Origin of the sequence: Klebsiella sp. RC2 (assembly GCF_014192815.1) — a bacterium.
Classification (GTDB): domain Bacteria; phylum Pseudomonadota; class Gammaproteobacteria; order Enterobacterales; family Enterobacteriaceae; genus Klebsiella; species Klebsiella variicola.
The window spans coordinates 574965-592271 of the sequence record NZ_JACHYL010000001.1 but is presented as its reverse complement, the minus strand read 5'-3'; the positions used below and the strand labels follow the sequence as shown (position 1 = coordinate 592271).

Genomic DNA, 17307 nt, shown 5'->3' with positions numbered 1-17307 from the left:
CGGGGTGTTGCTGAGGGTGCCATGAGACGAATACTGACAACGCTGATGATCCTGCTGGCGGTCATTGTCGCCGGGCTTACCTCGTTGGTATTGCTGGTCAATCCCAACGATTTTCGCGCCTATATGGTGCATGAGGTGGCAGAGCGCAGCGGTTATCAGCTTGAACTCGATGGCCCGCTGCGCTGGCACGTCTGGCCGCAGCTCAGCATTCTCAGCGGACGCATGACGCTGACCGCCCGGGGCGCCGAAGAGCCGGTGATCCGCGCCGACAACATGCGCCTCGACGTGGCGCTGCTGCCGTTGCTGTCGCACCAGCTGCAGGTGAAGCAGGTGATGCTCAAGGGGGCGGTGATCCAGCTGACCCCGAAAACCGAAGCGGTTCGCGATAGCGCTGCGCCGGTGGTGCCGCATGACAACACCCTGCCGCAGGCTCCGGAGGACCGCGGGTGGTCCTACGACGTGCGCCAGCTGCAGGTGGCCGACAGCGTGCTCTTCTTCCAGCATGAGAACGGCGAGCAGGTCACTGTGCGTGATATCCGCCTGCAAATGGAGCAGGATGAGAATCACCGGGCCACCGTCGACTTCTCCGGCCGGATCAACCGCGACCAGCGCGACCTGGCGTTGAGCTTCTCCGCTACCGTGCAGGGCGGTGACTATCCCCACTCCTTAAAAGCCGACTTTAGCCAGCTAAGCTGGCAGCTTCGCGGCGCCGAGCTGCCCCCTGATGGCATTAATGGCCAGGGCAGCCTGCAGGCCAGCTGGCAGGAAGATGGCAAAACCCTGCGCTTTGACAACCTGAATCTGATGGCCAGCGGCAGCACCCTTACCGGCAACGGCAGCGTGGTGCTGGGGGATCGCCCGGACTGGTCGCTGGATCTCCACGCGACCACCCTGAATCTCGACAGCCTGCTGGCGCCCTCCTCGCCAGCGACCGACAGCAGCGCCAGCCAGCAGGGCCAGAGCCAGACGCGACCGCTGCGTCCGGTGATCGCCGACAGCGATGAGCGCGAAGATTACCAGAGCCTGCGCGGCTTTAACGGCCGGATGGCCCTGAGCGCCGACCAGTTGCAGTGGCGCGGCCTGAACTTCACCCAGGTGCAGAGCGAAATCAGCAACCAGCAGGGGCTGCTGACGGTCAGCAAAATGCAGGGCAACCTCGACGGCGGGCAGCTCTCTCTCCCCGGCACTCTGGATGCCCGTGGCGACACGCCGCAGGCGGCGTTCCAGCCGGCGCTGCAGAATGTGGAGATCGGTTCGCTGATCAAAGCCTTTAACTATTCATTAAACCTGACCGGCAAGCTGTCGCTGACCGGCGAGTTTTCCGGAACGCGCATTGACGCGGATGATTTCCGCCGTCACTGGCAGGGGCAGGCCCAGCTGCAGATGGCCGATACCCGTACCGAGGGGCTGAATTTCCAGCAGCTGGTGCAGCAGGCCGTGGAGCGCAGCACCAACGTGCGGGCGCAGGAGAATTACGACAATGCCACCCGCCTGGATTCCGTGAGCAGCCAGCTGACGCTGGATAACGGGGTGGTGACGCTGAACCGCCTGCAGGGGCAGTCCGACGTGATGGCGATGACCGGCGAAGGTCAGCTTGATCTGCAGAAAGAGAACTGCGATATGCGCTTTAACGTGCGCGTGCTCGGCGGCTGGAAAGGGGAGGGCAAACTTATCGACCGCCTGAAACAGACCGCCATCCCGCTGCGCATCTACGGCGACTGGCAGTCGCTGAGCTACAGTCTGCAGGTTGATCAGATCCTGCGCAAACAGCTACAGGATGAAGCGAAGCAGCGTCTCAACGACTGGGTTGAGCGTAATAAAGGCAGCAAAGAGAGCAAAGACGCCAAAAAGCTGCTTGATAAGCTGTAATCTCCACCCCCGCGGCCCGGGCCTTCCGGGCTGCGAGATTGTCGTCAGAGGGTGTGTCACGATGATGCCGGGTGGCGGCTGCGTCTGACCCGACCTGGGATGTGCGCAATATCATTCTTTTGCGTCGCCACTTAATGTAGGCCTGATAAGCGAAGCGCCATCAGGCAATGTGGCTGCTGTAGAGCTTCAATTCCCCGCGATGTGAGAATGTCGTCAACGTGTGATGTCACGATGATGCCGGGTGGCGGCTGCGCCTGACCCGGCCTACGATATGCGCAATATCATCAGCTTGATTCGCTATCCATGTAGGCCTGATAAGCGAAGCGCCATCAGGCAGTGTGGTTGCTGTAGAGCATCAATTCCCCGCGATGTGAGAATGTCGTCAAAGTGTGGAGCCCCGTTGATGCCGGGTGGCGGCTACGCCTGATCCTGCCTGGGTTGTGCGCTGGGGGTAATCCCCCGGTTTGCGTCGCTATCCCGTAGGCCTGATAAGCGAAGCGCCATCAGGCATGGGTTTGATTATCCATCCCACCGCCCGGGATACCCCGGGCCGTTTTATGCCTGACGATTACACCTCATAATCCAGCTCATCCTGCTTTGCCGGCGGGACGATCTGCACCTTCTGCACCCGATGGCTGTCGACCTGCAGCGTGCGCAGGGTATAGCCATCAATCTCAATGGTTTCTCCCACCTGCGGCACATGCTGCAGATACTCCATCAGCAGACCGGCGACGGTGTGGTACTCCCGTTTATCATCCAGCGGCAGCGGAACGTACTGCACCAGGTCCTCCAGCGGCATATGGCCGTTAACCGTCCACGAACCGTCCTGATGATGCTGAATATCGTGCCGGGCGTCGATCTCCTCCACCTCGTTGGGCAGATTACCGGCGATAGTCTCCATCACGTCGCTCAGGGTCACAATCCCCTCGACGGAACCAAACTCATCGACCACAAAGGCGAAGTGGGTGCGGGCCTGACGGAACTGCTCAAGCGCGGAGAGGAGCGGTAACCCCTCCGGAAAGACCAACGGCTGCCGCACCAGCACCTGCAGATCCAGCGGCTCCTGGCGCAGGGACTGCTGGAGCAGGTCAATAACATGAACCACTCCCAGCAGGTCTTCATTATCTTTCCCGCCGGTCACCACCAGCCGGGTGTGCTGATTTTTCTCCACCAGGCTGCGGATCTCTTCCTCCGGCGCGCTGAGGTTGATGCGCTCGATATCATGGCGTGACGTCATAATACTGCTGACGCTGCGCTGATTAAGGTTCAGCACCCGCTCAATCATCAACCTTTCCTGCGGATTAAACAAAGGATGATGGTCCTGATCGGCCACCAGCGACGCCGTGTCAGCATCCAGTTCAGCTTTTTCCTTCTGGCCGCTCAGCAGGTTCATCACCGCCTCGGTGGTGCGCTGACGCAGCGTCATATTGGCCGACAGGAAGCGACGGCGGTTAAACAGCGCCAGCTGGTTAAGGGCTTCAATCATGACCGAGAAGCCAATTGCCGCGTACAGATAACCTTTCGGAATAATAAAGCTGAAGCCTTCAGCAATCAGGCTGAAGCCGATCATCAGCAGGAAGCTCAGACAGAGGATGACAATGGTCGGGTGGCTGTTAACGAAGCGCGTCAGGGCCTTGCTGGCCATCAGCATCAGGCTGATGGCGATGATCACCGCGGCCATCATCACCGCCAGGTGGTCGACCATGCCGACGGCAGTGATCACCGAGTCGAGCGAAAAGATGGCGTCGAGCACCACGATCTGCGCCACCACGGCCCAGAATTTCGCCCCTCTGCGCTGGGTGGGATTATCACTGTCCTTCCCCTCCAGCCGTTCGTTGAGTTCGACAGTGGCTTTAAACAGCAGGAATAAGCCGCCGAACAGCATAATTAAATCGCGGGCGCTGAAGCTGAAGTCGTGAAAAACAATCAGCGGTTTGGTCAGGGTCACCAGCCAGGAGATAGAGGCCAGCAGCAGCAGACGCATGACCATCGCCAGCAGCAGACCGGTGATACGAGCGCGGTCGCGCTGAGCGGGCGGCAGCTTTTCGGCGAGGATAGCGATGAAAACCAGGTTATCGATACCCAACACCAGTTCGATAACCACCAGCGTGACGAGACCTGCCCAGATTGACGGATCGGCAATCCATTCCATATGTATTAAAACCTGTACGACTGCGGTATGTGTTACCACGATCATGGATAAGATGAGTCTAAAATGCAATAACGACGCGGATATCACTCCGCCAGGGGTGGATATATTTCCAGCAAATTAAGAGAACAGAAAAGAATTATGTTCCAGAAAAGATCAGCGGAAAAATAACAATATGGCGGAACGCGCTGGAATAAGCTTGCTGATATCAGAACCATAACCCGCTGCGTTCTGCCCGGCGCAAAAGCGCGGGCAGTCCCGTCGTTCTCCACGGTAGGCACCCTTCCTCATCCCCGGGTGAAGTGCGAAGCCCGCTCACAAAATCGGCATAATTCACATCATGAAGTGAGCGCAAAATAGCGCAGAGCGCAGTTCTCTGCCGTGTTTTACGGTTATTATCCTGCCATATCTGGCTGTTTGTGCTGAAATATATTGCCTGGTGAAATTAATTATCTATATCTATTCTTTCCGCACACATGGGCGCCGCAGCCTGCAGCTGGCAGGGGCTGCGTACCAAAGGCCGCGATGTATGGGCCTTGCGGCGACATCGCGCTGTGCAGGGAAGCGGGCCGCTGAATATCCTGATGGAGAATAAGATTATTCTCACTTCAAACTGTTGGTAAAAGGAAGTTGTGTGTATTCTTTTAGGTGACAGTGAATTTAAGAATTTGGCGGGCAGATGCCCGGGCAGTATCCGTGTATTATCAGTTCCAATGGATTTGTGACATGTACAATTTTGCAAAACTGCGTGTTTTGCAACCAAACAGGTGAAGATGAATATGGCGAATTTGAAAGCGGTTATTCCGGTCGCAGGACTAGGCATGCATATGCTGCCGGCCACAAAGGCAATTCCAAAGGAGATGCTGCCGATCGTTGATAAGCCTATGATTCAGTACATTGTTGACGAAATCGTCGCCGCCGGGATCAAAGAGATTGTCCTGGTGACGCACTCCTCTAAGAATGCAGTGGAAAACCACTTTGATACCTCCTACGAGCTGGAAGCCCTGCTTGAACAGCGCGTGAAGCGCCAGCTGCTGGCGGAAGTCCAGGCCATTTGCCCGCCGGGCGTAACCATCATGAACGTGCGCCAGGCACAGCCGCTGGGTCTGGGCCACTCCATCCTCTGCGCCCGCCCGGTAGTCGGGGACAACCCGTTTGTGGTGGTGCTGCCGGATATCATTCTCGACGGCGGCACCGCGGACCCGCTGCGCTATAACCTCGCTGCCATGGTCGCCCGCTTTAACGAGACCGGCCGCAGCCAGGTGCTGGCGAAACGTATGCCGGGGGATCTCTCCGAATACTCCGTTATCCAGACCAAAGAGCCAATGGTGGCCGAAGGGCAGGTGGCGCGTATCGTCGAGTTTATTGAAAAACCGAACGAACCGCAGACCCTGGACTCCGACCTGATGGCAGTGGGCCGCTACGTGTTGTCGGCAGATATCTGGGCTGAACTGGAGCGTACCGAGCCAGGCGCCTGGGGCCGTATCCAGCTAACGGACGCCATTGCCGAACTGGCGAAGAAGCAGTCCGTTGACGCGATGCTGATGACCGGCGAAAGCTATGACTGCGGTAAGAAAATGGGCTACATGCAGGCCTTCGTCACCTACGGAATGCGTAACCTGAAAGAAGGCGCCAAATTCCGCGAAAGCATTAAAAAACTGCTGGCCTGAGCGCCGGCGTAAGGGTGAGCGGCAGGGCAGAGGTATTTTGCCACGCCGCTCATAACGTTATGCAGAAATTATTCATAACGTGAATGTTATAACGATTGTAAAGAAACGTATGGCTTCGGAGACTTCTGGTAGTTTGTCTCTGGCCTCTGTGGTGCAATGGTCGGAGTAGCGGCAATAATGCTTTGTGAATAGTCACTTAGTGCGACAATTCCTAAAGCGCAGGGAAAGCGGTCAACGTCAGCCAAAAATAAAACTTGACTGCGATCATGTTTCCGCTTTAAACATCTCACTTGCATGCATAAAAATGTGAAATGAATTGGCATGCGAGCTGGTACAGACATTACGGATAATCCCTGAGCACGGCAGTGGACATCATCGAAGGATCACAGGTATATGAACTGGCAACTCATCTCATTTTTTGGCGATAGCACCGTTTTGCTGCCCAGCGCAGCGGCGCTGTTTATTGTCTTGATGCTGCGTAAAACGTCGCGGTTGCTGGCGTGGCAGTGGAGTTTGCTGTTCGGCATCACCGGCGCCATCGTCTGCGCCTCCAAACTGGCCTTTATGGGCTGGGGTCTGGGTATTCGCGAGCTGGATTACACCGGCTTCAGCGGCCACTCAGCGCTCTCCGCAGCCTTCTGGCCTATCTTCTTATGGCTGCTCAGTGCCCGTTTCTCTGCGGGTTTACAAAAAGCAGCCGTCGCCGCCGGCTATATTCTGGCCGCCGTGGTGGGGTATTCGCGGCTGGTCATCCATGCGCATTCCGTCTCGGAAGTGATCGCTGGCCTGTTGCTCGGTGCTGCTGGCAGCGCTTTGTTCCTGTTGCTGCAAAAACGTACCACCCATTCGGAAAGCGTGCGTATTTCCTGGGGCGGCGTTGTGTGCCTGGCGATGGTCCCGCTTATCCTGTTGCATAGCGGCAATAAAGCGCCGACTCAGTCCCTGTTGGGGCAAATTGCTATTGCCGTGGGCCCGTTGGATAAACCCTTTACTCGAAGTGATTTGCATAAGCAGGTCTGGTAATTACCATTTTTTTTACAGGGGAAATTAAGTTTTCGCTGGTTATTTAGACAAATAAGAAAATAATCTACAATATGCTAGTCAATTGATAATTCATATTTATGAAATAATGTAATGATAGTACATTGCTATTGCATGTATGCCATGATATTGCAGTAGTCAGATGTTTCCTATATGCGCCGAGAAAGCACCTGGAACACGGTTGATGAATATCTGGATATCAGTAAACTATTAGAAATTGTAGTTGACTAAAACGCTATCATCTGATTTTTGAATGACACCGTAATCCAATAAAAGGCGTTGTTTTACAGTGGGTTATCGTCATGTGTAGTGATGTGGTAGCAGCTGGAAGATTTCTAACCCTTGAAGTTAGTGAATAATCTTAATTGATGACCCGCTTATTTTATGTCAATAAACTGCGAGGGGCATTAATTGGCAGATATTTGGTAACAAGGCTCCCAATTGTGACCGAAATCCCGTAAACTTAACGCCGCAAAAATAAAGGCCTGACCAATTCATCATGGGGTGGTCGATTAAATACGTCGTTCAGGTAGTCAGTGCGCTGGTAGCTGTTAAGCCAGGGGCGGTAGCGTAGGTAAAATCAACTGCTGCATCACAAAATACCATCTCTAAACGGCTTTAAAATCGATGCGCTCGGGGTGATTAACGCCACGGGATATCCCAGATATCTTCATAAAGGGGTCAGGAGCGGCTGCTGATATCCCCTTGTACACTAACATTCCTGACTAATCGATAGCCTGTACGATAAAATTCGCCTACATTGTGAGCTGAGCGGATTTTATAAGGGTAACAAGCAGCTTAGGGTAACTGTACTTGCCTCGCCGGTGTTGCACAGTGAAGTCAGCTGGTGCCGCGAGCGCTTTCTATCTTGGTATTCCCCTCATTCTCATTGAGATACGACAGCGGGGCTGAAAATGGATCTTGTACAATGATAAAAATTGCGCGTATTGCCGTGACGCTGGGCTTGCTTTCCTCACTAGGGGCCCAGTCATACGCGGCCGGGTTAGTGGTAAATGATAACGATCTGCGAAACGACCTTGCCTGGCTTTCCGATCGCGGGGTCATCCATCTGAGCCTGTCGACCTGGCCACTAAGCCAGGAAGAGATCTCCCGGGCGCTAAAAAAGGCCAAACCGTCCTATTCTTCTGAGCAAGTGGTGCTGGCTCGTATCAACCAGCGACTGTCTGCTTTAAAAGCCGATTTCCGGGTCACCGGCTACACCTCAACCGACCAGCCGGGTACTCCGCAGGGGTTCGGTCAGACGCAGCCGGCAGATAACTCGTTAGGCCTGGCGTTTAACAACAGTGGAGAGTGGTGGGATGTCCATCTCCAGGGCAACGTCGAAGGGGGGGAGAGGATCAGCAACGGCTCGCGCTTCAACGCCAACGGCGCCTACGGCGCGGTGAAGTTCTGGAACCAGTGGCTCTCCTTTGGCCAGGTACCGCAGTGGTGGGGGCCGGGCTATGAAGGTAGCCTGATCCGCGGGGACGCGATGCGGCCGATGACCGGCTTCCTGATGCAGCGTGCAGAGCAGGCGGCTCCAGAGACCTGGTGGCTGCGCTGGGTAGGTCCATGGCAGTATCAGATCTCTGCCAGCCAGATGAATCAATATACCGCTGTGCCTCATGCCAAAATTATTGGCGGACGCTTTACCTTCACACCGTTCCAGTCATTAGAATTAGGCGCGTCCCGCATTATGCAGTGGGGTGGGGAAGGGCGACCGCAATCCTTTAGCAGTTTCTGGGATGGTTTTACCGGAAAAGACAATACCGGGACAGATAACGAGCCGGGTAACCAACTGGCCGGATTTGACTTTAAGTTCAAACTTGAGCCGACCCTCGGTTGGCCGGTAAGTTTCTATGGGCAGATGATCGGCGAGGATGAGTCTGGTTACTTACCATCAGCCAATATGTTCCTCGGCGGCGTGGAAGGGCATCACGGTTGGGGTAAGGATGCGGTAAACTGGTATCTGGAAGCGCATGATACGCGGACAAATATGAATCGAACCGGATATAGCTATTGGCATCATACTTATACCGATGGTTATTACCAGCAAGGATATCCATTGGGTGATGCGATGGGGGGCGATGGCCAGTTATTGGCAGGGAAAGTTGAGCTAATTACTGAGGATAACCAGCGCTGGAGTACGCGTCTGGTTTACGCCAAAGTTAACCCTGAAAACCAGTCGATTAATAAAGCGTTCCCTCATGCAGATACCCTCAAAGGTGTGCAACTTGGTTGGAGCGGGGATGTTTATCGATCGGTCCGGTTGAATACTTCACTCTGGTACACCAACGCTAACAATAGCGACAGCGACGACGTTGGGGCCAGTGCAGGAATTGAAATACCGTTTAGTTTATAAGGCTGAATGCTGAAAACAGGGGAGAGTGGTGGTAGCGCTGCAGGATGTAGTCAGCTTTTATCTCTCCACAAGCCGGCAGGGAGGCAACGGTTATGACAGCTGCTCAGGAATTGGCAAATTTTGATTTACTGATGATGTGACATTATGAAGAAAAAAATTGTTAGATTTTCGGCATTAGCACTGGCAATTGGGTTTTTATCGGGTTGTACTATTATTCCGGGACAAGGATTAAATAGCCTGCGTAAGAACGTGGTAGAGCTTCCGGATAGTGATTACGATTTGGATAAGCTGGTTAATGTATATCCAATGACACCGGGGCTTATCGATAAGCTCCGTCCGGAGACTGTTCTGGCGAGGCCTAACCCACAGTTAGATAATTTGCTCCGAAGCTATGAATATCGCATTGGGGTTGGCGACGTACTGATGGTGACAGTATGGGACCATCCGGAATTAACTACCCCAGCAGGGCAATACCGTAGTGCCAGCGACACCGGTAACTGGGTTAACTCCGACGGCACCATTTTCTATCCATATATCGGTAAGGTGCAGGTGGCGGGGAAAACGCTTAGCCAGGTACGCCAGGATATAGCCAGTCGTCTGACGACTTATATCGAAAGTCCCCAGGTGGATGTTAGTGTTGCTTCGTTTCGTTCTCAGAAGGTTTACGTGACAGGGGAAGTGACAAAATCAGGCCAGCAGCCTATCACTAATATTCCTTTAACAGTAATGGATGCAATCAATGCTGCAGGTGGGCTTGCTCCTGACGCAGACTGGCGAAATGTTGTTCTGACTCATAATGGCAAAGATACAAAAATATCACTTTATGCATTGATGCAAAAAGGCGATTTGACACAAAACCATATGTTATATCCAGGGGATATTCTGTTTGTACCACGGAACGACGATCTGAAAGTGTTTGTGATGGGAGAGGTTGGCAAACAGAGCACTATGAAGATGGATCGTAGTGGTATGACTTTAGCTGAAGCCTTGGGTAATGCCGAAGGAATATCTCAATCGTTGAGTGATGCTACAGGTGTGTTTGTAATCCGGCAAATGAAAGCCGATAAGCAAGGTAAGATTGCTAACATATATCAATTAAATGCGCAAGATGCATCGGCAATGGTTCTGGGAACAGAATTCCAACTGCAACCATATGACATTGTCTATGTAACTTCGGCGCCTATTGTTCGTTGGAACCGTGTGATTTCTCAGCTGGTACCAACTATTAATGGGGTACATGAGATGACCGAGGCTGCACGTTTCGTTAGAAACTGGGACTGACCATGATTAATTCTATTTTAGTTGTATGTACGGGCAATATATGTCGTTCCCCTACTGGTGAGCGTCTATTGAGACGAGAACTTGCTAATATAAAAGTTACGTCCGCAGGAACAGGAGCTCTAGTCGGAAAGCCTGCTTATTCGATGTCTGTGGAGGTGGCAAAAAGTCATGGTTTATCATTGGAAAGTCATGTTGCAAGACAGATCACTAAGGCTGATTGTCAGGAAAATGATTTAATCCTGGTCATGGAGAAACAACATTTAGAGTATGTGTGTAAATTATCTCCAGAGATTCGAGGGAAAGTAATGTTCTTTGGTCATTGGCTTGACCGTAAAGATACACCTGACCCTTACGGTAAATCATTAGAAGCATATGAATTTGCCTATAATCATTTAAACGCATCAGCTTTAAAATGGGCTGAAATGCTACAGAGATAGTTAGGAATATTATGACTGAAAGAATCAAGCAGACTAGACAATCATCCAAAGAAAATGATGAGATTGAATTCAGTAGGTTGGTAGGCGTCTTCATCGATAACAAATGGTTGATTTTCGGTATTACATCTTTATGCGTTTTCTTTGGGATTGTTTATGCTTTGTTGGCAACTCCCATCTATCGAAGCGATGCGCTAATACAAGTAGAGCAGTCAGCTGGTAGCAATATCTTGAGTAGCCTTTCTGATGTATTGCCAACGGGCCAACCTGAATCATCAGCTGAAACCCAGCTTCTTCAATCCAGATTGGTTATCGGTAAAACTATAGATGACCTGGATCTAACTACACGGCTAGAATACGATCACTTCCCTGTCATCGGAAAAGGTATATCAAGGATTTTTGGGGATTCAAATAAAACAGCAAAAGAAAGTCTATCTATCGCCAGATTTACGGTTCCAACGGAACTGTTAAATGTTTCGATGAAAGTGAAGGTTGTTGATAATAATCACTATACCCTCGATGTTCCTGATGTCGGTAAGTATGACGGAACTAAAGGAAAAGTTTTATCAGCTGATGGCATAGAGTTGTTGGTTAATGATATTGATGCTGAGCCTGGTCAAGCATTTAATATGACTAAACAGACAATTCAAAAAACTGTTGCTAATATATTATCGAATCTTTCAGTTAGCGATAAAGGAAAAGACAGCGGAATCTTACAAGTTAGCTATGATGCAGAAAGTGAAAAGGAAGCTAATTTAGTTTTATCTAGTATTACGCAAAATTATTTGTTGCAGAATATTGAAAGAAAATCAGAAGAAGCAGATAAAAGTTTACAGTTTTTAGAAAAGCAACTACCTGCTGAGAGAGCATCTCTTGATGAAAATGAAGACAAACTTAATAAGTTTCGTCAGGAGAATGACTCAGTTGACTTGTCACTGGAAGCTAAATCGGTATTGGATACGATGGTTTCTGTTGAGTCACAGCTCAATCAATTAACATTCAGAGAGGCTGAAATTTCGAAACTGTACACTGTGCAACATCCAGCGTACAAAGCACTGCTCGAGAAGAGAGTTATTTTAGAGAAAGAGAAAGCTAACTTAAGTAAGCGCGTAGAACAATTACCGAAAGTGCAGCAAGAAATTCTCAGGCTGACACGTGACGTAGAGTCAGGTCAAGCTGTTTATATGCAGATGCTTAATAAGCAACAGGAACTGAGAATCAATAAAGCTAGTACTGTTGGTAATGTAAGGATTGTTGATAATCCATTAATTCAGGATTATCCAGTAGCGCCCAAAAAAATACTAATCTTGGCTATTTCACTGTTTATTGGGATAATTTTCTCGGTTTGTGCAGTGATTGTGAAACTTCTACTGCATAAGGGAATTGAAAGCGCTGAACAGCTTGATGAGATTGGTGTCAATGTTTATGCGTCAGTTCCTTTCTCTGACTGGCAGTCACGAAATGTCCAGAAACGTGCAAAAAATGACAATCGTCCAGAAGGTTTGCTTGCAATTAACAATCCGGCGGACTTGGCAATTGAATCAATTCGTGGTTTAAGAACCAGTTTGCACTTCGCAATGCTTGAAGCTAAAAACAACGTAATCATGATCACAGGTGCTACACCAGGAATCGGTAAGTCGTTTACAAGCCTCAACTTAGCAGCGGTCATTGCGCAACAGGGAAAAAAAGTACTAGTCATTGATGCCGATATGAGAAAGGGTCATTTGCATGATGCATTTGGTCTGACTAATAAAGGAACGGGGTTATCTGCATATCTCGCTGGCATTCTTGATTACGACAAGGTTAAATCACCCACCGGAATCGATAACCTTACAATGATTGTCAGGGGTAGCAACCCACCTAACCCATCAGAACTGCTGATGGGGAATCGTATGACGAAATTGTTAGAAAAAGCTGGTGCAGAATTTGACTTAGTCATAGTCGATACCCCTCCAGTGTTGGCGGTAACAGATGCCGTAATCATTGGCGCCCTTGCAGGTACCACCCTATTAGTTGCTAAGTTTGAAACTAATACGGTGAAAGAAGTGGAAATCTGTTATCAACGTTTTGAACGCGTTGGTGTAGAAGTGAAAGGTGTGATTATCAACGGTGTAATGAAACGTGCCGCAAATTATTACTCTTACGGTTCATATGCAGAGTATGGATATAAGTACGAGAGTGATAAGTAAGTAAGTCTGTGAATCAAGGACAATCCAGGTTGTCCTTGATTACATGAACCTAAAGAGCATATTTGTATATATTGAATGATATCTATAGTGTGTGATTAAAGTTTCCATTCAATATCTACAACTTTCGCAATAATCAGGAACGTTATGTTAGAAAGAATATTTATATATACATATGTGCTTTCTTTGGCTATCCCTGGACGATGGAGACTGATGCCAGAACTTGATCACTACGGTGGTGCCGAAGTTGCTATTTCCCCATTTGATATTCCCTTATTTTCATATCTGATAGTTAAGTTATTATTGATTGTTGTATTTAATAAAAACACAACGATTAAGTTCTCAACAGATGTCAAAGTTATTTTGTTATATTTATTTTGCAACGCTATATTCTTAATTTTTGGGGATTCATATTTTTGGTCATCGCTTGAACTTCTTAGATATGTGAAATTCTTTATCGTCTTTTTAATTATCAAGTTTGCACTGCTCAATAACGAAAAAAACCACGACACCTTATTTAATGCAATTCTTCTGGTTATTGTTATTCAGTTAATCACTTCCTTAATACAGCAAGTATTTGGGGTGACAATTTCAGGAAAAGGTGGGGATGAAGTTGGACTTAATAACGTTGATGGCGAATTATATCGTTCGGCTGGTACATTAGGGCATCCCGGTACCCTTTCCCAGTTCATTGTAACAATTTGCCCATTCTTATGGATGGAGGCAATGAACAAGAGCGGTATAAGGAAAATGGTATTCATGGCTGGATACTTCATTTCGGTGGTAATTGTTGTGCTTTCATTTGCCCGAACAGGGATTGCAATGATAGCTGTTGCTACGCTATTGATGATTTTTCATTCATTATTCAGTAAAGGTAAGTTTTTCAGTAAAATTACGATTTGTACTGTTTTACTAGTTGCAGCATTTGTTTTTATTGATACTTATTTTGATGTTATTTATGATAGATTCATAAATGCACCGGATGAAAGCGGTGAAATTCGTATCGTGCTGGCTGAGATCGCACTGAAAATGATCACCAGTCATCCATTCTTCGGCATCGGACTTAATACATTTACCACTGTTATGACAGAATATGATGTCACCAATATATCTAGCTGGTGGCCTCATCCTGTTCACAATATCTATTTATTGATAATGTCAGAAACAGGAATATTGGGATTTGGTCTGTTTATGTTTATGAATTTTTATTTTGCGAGGCTGGTTATTAAAGGGGTCAGATTAAAAGATCCATATGACTCAAAGATATTATACGCCTCTGGCGTTTCTATCCTGTCAATAGCCTTCTTTGGTATGCTAGGTTGGTCATGGCGGTTGGATTCAATACAGGGACTTTATTGGTTAGTATTGGCAATGATTTCTGCTTCATATACACGTGCGAAAAACAATAAAAAACAATTAGAGAGTGAAGATTAAATGAAGAAAATAGGATATTTCCCGCCACCTAGTGAAAAAAATTCCTATACGATTCGTATGAGTGATTTGCTCGGGCAATTTGGTGATGTCACTCCGATATCACCGAAGAAATGGAAAAACGCTTTTTTTGGAATAAAGAAATATGACGTAATCGTCTTTAATTGGCTGGAAAATAGATGTTTTGGCAAAAATGGAAAGTTTAAATTTTCCTCTTTCATTATCTCGATGTTATGGTTTTCGATAATGAAACACTCCGCCAGGAAAATAATTTATGTGCGCCATAATATTTATCCGCATAATATTTTAGATAAAAATAAGAAACTCAGTGTAAAAATAATGAACTATTTTGAGAGGAAAAGTTCTTATACTGTTGTTCATTCTAAATCTGCTTGTACAGGCGGTCGGGTGTATATTCCTCATCCACTTTATGAACTGAAGTCTTTTTCGCCAGTAAGTGTTATTGAAGATGAAAAGTATTTTGTATGCTTCGGGCGTATTGAAAAATATAAGAAACTGGATGAATTAATTAAAAACTGGCCATTAGACCATAAGCTGATCATAGCCGGTAGTTCTGATGATAAAGATTATTGTCTTCATTTGAAGAAGTTAGCAACAGGGAAAAAAATTGAGATCATTGATAAATTTATCAGTGATGAAGATGCGTATAATCTGGTGAGTAGAGCCGAATATTCAATTTTGCCCTCTGACAGCAAAAGCATGATTGTCAGTGGCAGCTTCTTCTTCTCTATTTCAGCCGGAACACCGGTCATCGCGGTGAAAAGTGATTTTTATAAATCACTTAGTGTCTATAATGGCGAGCTGAACTTGGTTAATGGTATAGGTGACATCGGCGCTGCGTTACAAAACTTGCCAAATAAACAAAAAATAATGAGTACAGAGTTTACTAACCAATTTAGTGATGACGCTATCATCAACTCTCTCAAGGTAATAATTAAATAATATTACCCTGTCAGTATTAAAAACTAACTATCATTAAATAATCATATAATTGCTGTTGTTAAATTTAATTTATTTAAAAAAGGATACATATGAAAATTCTTCGTGTAATTCCATCAATGGATCCTAAAAAAGGTGGGCCATCTGAAGGAATCAGACAAATTCAAAATGAAATTCAAAAACAGCAATTGAATATAGAATGCGATATCGTCTGCATGGATGACGAGAATAATATAAGCCCTGCAAATGCTAATTTAAAAGTTTTCAATGTTGGTGAGGGAAAGGGCGGCTATTCTTACTCAAAAAACCTCAAAAAATGGCTGATAGAAAATGTAAAAAAATATGACTTGGTTATAATTCACGGCATATGGCAATATCACAGTTTCGTAACCAGTTCGGTTTGCCTAAAAGAAAAAGTACCTTATCTTTTATATTCACATGGCATGTTAGATCCATGGTTCAAAAAAGCCTACCCACTCAAGCATGTCAAGAAGATGATCTATTGGATGCTTTTTGAAAAAAGAGTGGTCAATAAGGCACGCTCGGTGGTCTTCACATGTGAAGAAGAGAAACTTTTAGCCAGGGAATCTTTCCCTTTTTACACCCCAAATGAGAGTGTAACTGCCTATGGTACAGCAGGAAGCACTTTTGAAAGAAGTTCCTCGGTTGAGACCTTTTATGCTAGCCATCCTGAGCTAAGAGATAAAAAATTAATACTCTTTGTAGGTAGAATTCACGAGAAAAAAGGCTGTGATATTCTATTGAAGGCATTTGCTAAAATTAAAGAGCGTGCGCAAGGTTATCATGTATTCTTTGCCGGCCCCGATGATAGCGAATATGCAAAATCCTTGAAGGAAGAAACAAAGCAGCTCGGATTACAAGATGTTGTTACTTGGGGAGGGATGCTACAGGGTGAGAAAAAATGGGGGGCATACTTTGTGAGTAAAGTATTTGCATTACCATCTCATCAGGAAAATTTTGGCATCGTAGTCGCTGAAGCTCTCTCTGCTTCATTACCGGTATTGATATCGAATAAAGTAAATATATGGCGCGAGATAGAAGCTGAAAATTCCGGGTTAATTGCTGATGATAACGTTGAATCATTCAGTAAAAAATTGTTAGAGTTTATCGAACTCAGTGATGAACAACAGGAAATAATGGGAATTAATGCGAAGAAGTGCTTCGATGATAAATTCGAGATTTCCAAAGTTGCAAAATCATTTGAAAAAATCATAAACGAGAGAGTCATAAATGGATGAAATAACCAAGTCTAGCTTCTCTCTGCAGAACAAAATTTATCGAGTGGTTTGGGCAGTATTTAATCTCCTTTTTTTTAGGTTTTCCCCCAGACCTTTTTTTAAATGGAGAGTCCTTATACTTAAACTGTTCGGAGCTAAAATCTGTTTTAGCTGTCGAGTTTACGGATCAAGTAAAATTTGGAGCCCAAAAAATCTTGTTATGGAGGAGCAGACTACCATCGGCCCCCATGCAAATATTTATAATCAGGGAACGATCAAACTGTGTAAATTAAGCACAGTCAGCCAGAATGCTTCACTTTGTGCCAGCTCGCATCGATATCAAAGTAGAAAGCATGAGTTAATCCTGTGTCCTATAACCATTAACGAAAAGGCGTGGATCTGCGCTGAAGCGTTTGTAGGGCCAAATGTTAATGTCGGTGAGGGCGCTGTACTTGGTGCCCGCGCTGTCGCGAAAAAAGACCTTGAACCCTGGACTGTTTATGACGGTAATCCCTGCGTAAAGGTTAAAGACAGAATAATGAATGACAGCTAAATTCAGACGCTGGCATAGCATTTATTTATATTTGTTTTATAAAGGTTAAATCAAGTATTGGTAAATGAAACTAGCAAATTAAATGTTTGTTGATAAAAACGCAACTGAGTGCTTAGTTGTGTTTGAAATTTCT

11 protein-coding genes and 2 pseudogenes are annotated in these 17307 nt (G+C 47.2%); 11 read left to right on the top strand and 2 right to left on the bottom strand.

All coding sequences use genetic code 11. From position 1 onward, the window contains the following. Positions 1 to 21 precede the first annotated feature (21 nt). A complete protein-coding gene (gene asmA / locus FHW76_RS02810; protein WP_023322981.1) occupies positions 22 to 1869 on the top strand; it encodes an outer membrane assembly protein AsmA in 1848 nt (615 codons plus the stop codon). A gap of 568 nt (positions 1870 to 2437) precedes the next feature. Here the strand turns inward: asmA and FHW76_RS02805 are convergent. After that, positions 2438 to 4021, bottom strand: coding sequence for a TerC family protein (locus FHW76_RS02805; RefSeq protein ID WP_012541074.1), 1584 nt, complete (start codon positions 4019 to 4021; stop codon positions 2438 to 2440). A gap of 770 nt (positions 4022 to 4791) precedes the next feature. Between FHW76_RS02805 and galF the strand changes: the two are divergent. After that, a pseudogene (galF, locus tag FHW76_RS02800) lies at positions 4792 to 5766 on the top strand (GalU regulator GalF). A 315-nt stretch (positions 5767 to 6081) separates the two neighbouring features. Continuing rightward, a complete protein-coding gene (locus FHW76_RS02795) occupies positions 6082 to 6711 on the top strand; it encodes a phosphatase PAP2 family protein (protein WP_129765735.1) in 630 nt (209 codons plus the stop codon). 543 nt (positions 6712 to 7254) lie between these two features. On the opposite strand, the pseudogene FHW76_RS26350 reads toward FHW76_RS02795, so the two are convergent. Continuing rightward, positions 7255 to 7329: pseudogene (locus FHW76_RS26350) on the bottom strand (hypothetical protein); the annotation flags it as partial. Between the two features lie 328 nt (positions 7330 to 7657). On the opposite strand from FHW76_RS26350, the gene FHW76_RS02790 reads away from it, so the two are divergent. The 8 genes from FHW76_RS02790 (at position 7658) to FHW76_RS02755 (ending at position 17174) form a co-directional block, all read left to right on the top strand. After that, entirely contained in the window at positions 7658 to 9091 is a 1434-nt protein-coding gene (locus tag FHW76_RS02790) for a capsule assembly Wzi family protein (protein ID WP_117123148.1), read from the top strand. A 144-nt stretch (positions 9092 to 9235) separates the two neighbouring features. Continuing rightward, positions 9236 to 10372, top strand: a complete 1137-nt coding sequence (locus FHW76_RS02785) for a polysaccharide export protein (protein WP_065803504.1) — start codon at positions 9236 to 9238, stop codon at positions 10370 to 10372. A gap of 2 nt (positions 10373 to 10374) precedes the next feature. Beyond that, complete coding sequence (locus tag FHW76_RS02780) at positions 10375 to 10809, top strand: protein tyrosine phosphatase (protein WP_117123147.1); 435 nt, start codon at positions 10375 to 10377, stop codon at positions 10807 to 10809. An 11-nt stretch (positions 10810 to 10820) separates the two neighbouring features. After that, a complete protein-coding gene (locus FHW76_RS02775; protein WP_117123146.1) occupies positions 10821 to 12995 on the top strand; it encodes a polysaccharide biosynthesis tyrosine autokinase in 2175 nt (724 codons plus the stop codon). A 210-nt stretch (positions 12996 to 13205) separates the two neighbouring features. After that, on the top strand, positions 13206 to 14426 hold the full coding sequence (locus FHW76_RS02770) for an O-antigen ligase (protein ID WP_183476193.1): 1221 nt from the start codon (positions 13206 to 13208) through the stop codon (positions 14424 to 14426). After that, a complete protein-coding gene (locus tag FHW76_RS02765; RefSeq protein ID WP_129765736.1) occupies positions 14427 to 15386 on the top strand; it encodes a glycosyltransferase in 960 nt (319 codons plus the stop codon). Between the two features lie 89 nt (positions 15387 to 15475). Next, complete coding sequence (locus FHW76_RS02760) at positions 15476 to 16642, top strand: glycosyltransferase (protein ID WP_147715990.1); 1167 nt, start codon at positions 15476 to 15478, stop codon at positions 16640 to 16642. After that, positions 16635 to 17174, top strand: coding sequence for a putative colanic acid biosynthesis acetyltransferase (locus FHW76_RS02755; protein WP_074424726.1), 540 nt, complete (start codon positions 16635 to 16637; stop codon positions 17172 to 17174). Before FHW76_RS02760 ends, FHW76_RS02755 begins: the two co-directional genes overlap by 8 nt. The last annotated feature ends 133 nt before the right edge of the window (positions 17175 to 17307 follow it).

Bases quoted from the DNA above. Each gene is read 5' to 3' on its own strand.
- asmA (WP_023322981.1), top strand. From the start codon at position 22: ATGAGACGAATACTGACAACGCTGATGATCCTGCTGGCGGTCATTGTC.
- FHW76_RS02805 (WP_012541074.1), bottom strand. From the start codon at position 4,021: ATGGAATGGATTGCCGATCCGTCAATCTGGGCAGGTCTCGTCACGCTG.
- FHW76_RS02795 (WP_129765735.1), top strand. From the start codon at position 6,082: ATGAACTGGCAACTCATCTCATTTTTTGGCGATAGCACCGTTTTGCTG.
- FHW76_RS02790 (WP_117123148.1), top strand. From the start codon at position 7,658: ATGATAAAAATTGCGCGTATTGCCGTGACGCTGGGCTTGCTTTCCTCA.
- FHW76_RS02785 (WP_065803504.1), top strand. From the start codon at position 9,236: ATGAAGAAAAAAATTGTTAGATTTTCGGCATTAGCACTGGCAATTGGG.
- FHW76_RS02780 (WP_117123147.1), top strand. From the start codon at position 10,375: ATGATTAATTCTATTTTAGTTGTATGTACGGGCAATATATGTCGTTCC.
- FHW76_RS02775 (WP_117123146.1), top strand. From the start codon at position 10,821: ATGACTGAAAGAATCAAGCAGACTAGACAATCATCCAAAGAAAATGAT.
- FHW76_RS02770 (WP_183476193.1), top strand. From the start codon at position 13,206: ATGCCAGAACTTGATCACTACGGTGGTGCCGAAGTTGCTATTTCCCCA.
- FHW76_RS02765 (WP_129765736.1), top strand. From the start codon at position 14,427: ATGAAGAAAATAGGATATTTCCCGCCACCTAGTGAAAAAAATTCCTAT.
- FHW76_RS02760 (WP_147715990.1), top strand. From the start codon at position 15,476: ATGAAAATTCTTCGTGTAATTCCATCAATGGATCCTAAAAAAGGTGGG.
- FHW76_RS02755 (WP_074424726.1), top strand. From the start codon at position 16,635: ATGGATGAAATAACCAAGTCTAGCTTCTCTCTGCAGAACAAAATTTAT.